This is a genomic window from Ralstonia sp. RL (assembly GCF_001683835.1).
GTDB lineage: Bacteria > Pseudomonadota > Gammaproteobacteria > Burkholderiales > Burkholderiaceae > Ralstonia > Ralstonia mannitolilytica.
Map to the genome: position 1 here is coordinate 1 of NZ_LWRX01000105.1, position 4,839 is coordinate 4,839.

The window sequence follows — 4,839 nt, forward strand, 5'->3', positions numbered from 1 at the left end:
GCATCCTGCATCGAGAACAGGTTCTCGCCGGTCGCCATCGGCTTGTCGTAGTAGCTGCGCAGCACCGCCTGCAGCTCGAAGTCGAGCGGATCGCCCGCCTCCTCGTACCAGAACAGGTCGTACTGCGACAGCGCTTTCGCATAGGCGATCGCGGTATCGAGGTCGAAGCGGCCGTTGGCATCCACCGCGAGCTTCTGGCCGTCGCCCAGCACCGACAGGATCGCGTCGATGCGGCGCAGGTCCTCGTCCAGCGACGCGCCGCCGATCTTCTTCTTCACCACCGTGTAGCCGCGGTCGATGTAGCTGCGCATCTCGTCCTTCAGCGCATTCAGGTCCTGGCCCGGATGGTAGTAGCCGCCGGCCGCGTACACGAACACCTTCCTGTTGAACCGGCCATGGTTGTAGCGCTCGGCCAGCAGGCGGAACAGCGGCTTGTTCTCGATCTTCGCCACCGCATCCCACACCGCCATGTCGATGGTGCCGATCGCCACCGAGCGCTCGCCGTGGCCGCCCGGCTTTTCATTGGTGAACATGCACTTCCAGATCTTGTGCGGATCGAGGTTGGTGCCGGCGTCGTTGATGAGGGACGCCGGGTCGGCCTGCAGGATGCGCGGGATGAAGCGCTCGCGCATCAGGCTGCCCTGGCCGTAGCGGCCGTTGGAATTGAAGCCGTAGCCGACCACGGGCTTGCCGTCGCGGATGACGTCGGTGATGACCGCCACCAGGCTCAAGGTCATCTTGGAAAAGTCGATGTACGCATTGCGGATCGACGAGCTGATCGGAATGGTTTTTTCGCGGATTTCAACAATCTTCATGGCGGTGCTCCGGTGCATGGAACCAGGCGCCAGCATACGCAAGAACAGGCGTTCTATAATTCACCGCCGCGCAATCCATTATTAACCTGCAGTGAAATACGACACCTCTTCCGAACTCGCGTTCTTCGTGCTGCTTGCCAAAAAAGCCAGCCTGTCGGCCACCGCGCGCGAGCTCAACATCACGCCGCCGGCCGTCACCAAGCGCCTGGCGCAACTGGAGCAGCGTCTGGGCGTGCGCCTGGTCAACCGCACCACGCGCACGGTGAGCCTGACCAACGAAGGCGCGCTGTATCTCGCGCACGCCAGCCGCATCCTGGACGAGATCCGCGAGATGGAGGAGCAGGTCGCCAGCACGCGCGACGCGCCCAAGGGGCTATTGCGCATCAATGCCACGCTCGGCTTCGGCCGCATCACGGTGGCGCCGCTGGTTTCCGCGTTTGCGCGGCGCTATCCGGACGTCGAGGTGCAGCTGCAGCTGACCGACCGTCCGCTGAACCTGGTGGAGGAAGCCTTCGACCTGGGCATCCGTTTCGGCGAGCTGCCCGACTCGCGCCTGTCGGCGCGCAAGGTGATGGCGAACCGGCGCTTCCTGTGCGCGGCGCCCGCCTATCTGAAACAGTACGGCGAGCCGAAGACGCCGCACGACCTGGCGCAGCACCGCTGCATCATCCACCGGCAGAACGACGACGCGCACGGCATCTGGCGCCTGACCAAGGGGCGCAAGACGGAAACGGTGAAGGTCGAAGGCAACCTGTCGAGCAACGACGGCGACGTGGTGCAGAACTGGGCGCTCGACGGCCACGGCATCCTGCTGCGCTCGGAATGGGATGTGGCGCGCCACCTGGAAAGCGGCCGCCTGCAGGTGGTGCTCAAGGACTACAAGCCGGCGCCGGCCGACCTGTTCGTGTACTACCCGAGCCGGCGCAACCTGCCGGCCAAGGTGCGCGCCTTCATCGATTTCCTGGTCGAGCGCCTCAACGGCAAGTAGGTTTGCGCTACATGCCCCAGCTCACCGCCGCCGCCCCGAACAGCGTGCGGTGGAAGGTCATCACCAATAGCGCCAGCGCCGTGCCCGCCACGACCGCGATCGCATCCTGGCGCGCGACCGGCGTGAACGATTTCACTGCGTGCCGCGCCACGGCCGAAATCAGGTCGATCACCGCATACGCGAGGAAGGAACCGAACAGAATGGTCGCCTTCGCCTCGCCATTGGCAAGCAGGTGAACCGCGGCCCAGAGGCCCACGCCGATCAGCATCGGATGGCGCACGATGCGGCGGATGTGGGTTTTCATGTTGGCCGCTGCCAGCAGAATGAAACTGGCGACCATCGCCAACGGCGCGAGCATGATCGCCGTGGCGGACGGCGCGAACAGCTGCGGCTGGCTCGGCGCGCGTGCGTACCCGAGCACGATCAGCGCCAGCCCGATGGCGGACAGGAGCGAAAACATGCCCTTGTACTTGCCTTCGCCCAGGGTGTCGAACAGCCTGTTTCTGAAAGGCGTCGCCACCGGCAGCAGGTGAATGCCGAAAAACAAGACCAGTCCGAGTATCAGCATCGTCATTGCGGCTCTCCTTCATTTCCTTCAGATTGGCTTGAACCCACGCCACGGCTGCCTGCGCCTGCCTCAGCGCGGCCGCAAGCCCCAGCTGTTGGCGAAATGCTGGATGTCGCCGACATTGCGCTGCGTCACCAGCAGGCTGCCGCTGCCGAATTGCGTCGCGGTCAGCAGCGTCACCGAGGTCGGTTGTGAAAAGGTGGCCTGGTGCAGCTCGCCGCCGTTTTCGTTGATGTGCACGATGCGCGCGCCGAGGAATTCCGCCACGACCGCGCCGCCGTCCACCAGCGCGAAATCGTCCAGGAAGGCCAGCGAGCTGTAGATCTGCGTCTGGTTGGACAGGCCGTTCGCGCCGAGATCGTAGCGCAGCAGCTGCGACAGGCCGAGATAGCTGAACGGGTTGGTGCTGACGTACAGCTTGCCGTTCGCATAGCGCACGCCGTTCGGCTTGCACAGCACGAAGCGGTGGAAGGTGGTCTGGGAGGCGATCGCATAGGGCCCGGCCAGCGTGATCTTCTGTAGCGTGCCGGGCAACAGGGGCCAGCCGCTGTCGGCCGCATACAGGTTGCCGTTGCCGTCGGCCGCCAGGCCGTTGGGCAGCGCCATGTTCTTCAGCTCGCCGACCTCCGTCAGCTGGGCGGGCTGCGCGGTATTCAGGCCGAACAGATGTTTTTTCGCCAGCGGATTGAGCGAGTCCTCGGTGCACATCGTGTACACCATGCCGGCGCTTTCGGCGATGCCGAGGAAGTAGCAGGAACGCGCCACGCCGTCTCTGAAGCGGACCGGCACCTGCGCCTTGCTCCAGCCGGCGCTGCCGAGGGTGAGTTCGTAAAAGGCGCCGTCGGCGGAGGCGAACAGGCGCTGGTTGCCGGTCTGGATCGTGTTTTCGGCATGCTTGACATTGGTGGCCGCCGGCTCGGCATGGGCGAACGAGGCAAGCATGAGCATGGCGGCGGCGAGGATGGTCGGCGTTTTGATGATGGTCTCCTTGAATTGAACGATGATATGGCATGGGGATTTTCCCGCCTGCGTTTTTATCATCGTCTGGCCGCGCCGCTGTTGACCGGGCCGGTGGCCGGCGTTGCTTCGAGTGCGGGCTCTAATCCGCCTGCAATACGGCCGCCTGCAATACGGCCGCCTGCAATACGGTCTCCTGCCAAGGCGGGAACGAACGTTCGTGCATCCGGCGCGCGGCACGCCACATCCGCCGCCATCGCAAGGTAAGCGCCTACTGCGCCCGCCCCGGCGCGTCGATCAGTGCGGGATCACGAATACCGCGGCGACAGTGGCGATAGTCAAGACCACGAAAAAGGCGATTACGGCGATATCAGCGCGTTCCATACAGGCCCCCGACGGCTTTGGGCGCGACAGCCTGAAGTTCGGCCCCTGCGCCCCTCGTAGATCACCATAGTCGCCGACCGCTGCCGCATATTGATCGTTCTAAAGGGGAAAAACGTCGCCTGCCGGATTACGCACCGCGATTGAGAAAGCGCAATCCGTTTCGCCTCCCAGGGACTTTAATGGAGAAAACACGGGCCAACCGGGAGGAGGAGAGCGCAATGACTTCAACCATTATTCTGCTGCTGACGGTCCTGACCGCCGGATCGATTCTCGGCACATTCGTCATCGCGATACTGGAGCTGGACGCGATCGACCACATTCCCGAAGCGCTATCGGAGTCGCAGGAGGCGCTCAACAACTTCCTGCCGTAAGCGTCCGCATTCCGCATTCCGCAGCGCGCCCGAAAGCGGCACGGGCCGAGGCGCACGGCCCGTGTGGCTGGCATAGCCGGCCTGCCGCGCCAAGCCGGGTTGTAAATTTCCCAATATCAACATTTCGGCCGATTAGAGGCATAATAATCTGCCTCTCATGTGCCGAATCATGTCCGATCACCTCCTCACCCCCCGTCATGTCTCCACGCCGTTGCAACGCTTTGCGGTGCGTACGCTGGCCCTGTTCGGCTGGCGCATCCATTTCGCGCCCCTGCCCGGCCCGCGCGGCGTGCTGATCGTCTATCCGCATACCTCCAACTGGGACGTGGTCGTCGGCCTGCTGGCCAAATGGGCGGTCGGCGTGCCGTTTCGCTGGCTGGGCAAGGAAGCGCTGTTTCGCGGCATCTGCGGCCTGACGCTGGGGCCGATCCTGCGCGCCGCCGGTTGCGAGCCGGTGGAGCGCGGCGCCTCGACCGGGGCGATCGAGCGGCTGGCGCAACGCATCCGCGCGGCCGATCATTACTGGCTGGCGCTGGCGCCGGAAGGCACGCGCAAGTACCGCGACAGCTGGCGCAGCGGCTTTTATTACATCGCGCTGACGGCCGGCGTGCCGCTCGGGATGGCGACCTTCGATTTCCGTAACAAGGAGATCAGGCTGGTCGACTATGCGATGATGACCGGCGACCGGGAAACCGACCTGGCGTGCATCCGCAGGGTGTATAGCCAATGCCATGGGTTGAAGCCGGAATGCGCGTC

General features: G+C 64.3%; 6 protein-coding genes. 3 read left to right on the forward strand and 3 right to left on the reverse strand.

Features of this window, described 5'->3' with window-relative positions; genetic code table 11:
* A partial coding sequence (locus tag A6M56_RS10075; protein ID WP_286758100.1) for an enolase C-terminal domain-like protein occupies positions 1-815 on the reverse strand: 815 nt, incomplete at its 3' end.
* Between the two features lie 91 nt (positions 816-906).
* Between A6M56_RS10075 and A6M56_RS10080 the strand changes: the two genes are divergently transcribed.
* Positions 907-1,803: a LysR family transcriptional regulator gene (locus tag A6M56_RS10080; RefSeq protein WP_286758101.1), complete on the forward strand. Its 897-nt coding sequence runs from the start codon at positions 907-909 to the stop codon at positions 1,801-1,803.
* Positions 1,804-1,810: 7 nt separating this feature from the next.
* Here A6M56_RS10080 and A6M56_RS10085 read toward each other — a convergent pair whose 3' ends face one another.
* Positions 1,811-2,377 carry an NnrU family protein gene (locus A6M56_RS10085; RefSeq protein ID WP_286758102.1) on the reverse strand — a complete coding sequence of 189 codons (567 nt, stop codon included), beginning with the start codon at positions 2,375-2,377 and terminating at the stop codon, positions 1,811-1,813.
* A gap of 63 nt (positions 2,378-2,440) precedes the next feature.
* Positions 2,441-3,568 (reverse strand): NHL repeat-containing protein, encoded by a 1,128-nt coding sequence (locus A6M56_RS10090; RefSeq protein ID WP_286758103.1) that lies wholly within the window; start codon positions 3,566-3,568, stop codon positions 2,441-2,443.
* A 362-nt stretch (positions 3,569-3,930) separates the two neighbouring features.
* Between A6M56_RS10090 and A6M56_RS10095 the strand changes: the two genes are divergently transcribed.
* Together A6M56_RS10095 and A6M56_RS10100 are read left to right on the forward strand one after the other, a co-directional pair.
* Positions 3,931-4,083 carry a hypothetical protein gene (locus A6M56_RS10095; RefSeq protein WP_286758104.1) on the forward strand — a complete coding sequence of 51 codons (153 nt, stop codon included), beginning with the start codon at positions 3,931-3,933 and terminating at the stop codon, positions 4,081-4,083.
* A 169-nt stretch (positions 4,084-4,252) separates the two neighbouring features.
* On the forward strand, positions 4,253-4,839 hold a 587-nt coding region (locus A6M56_RS10100; protein WP_286758105.1), incomplete at its 3' end, for a 1-acyl-sn-glycerol-3-phosphate acyltransferase.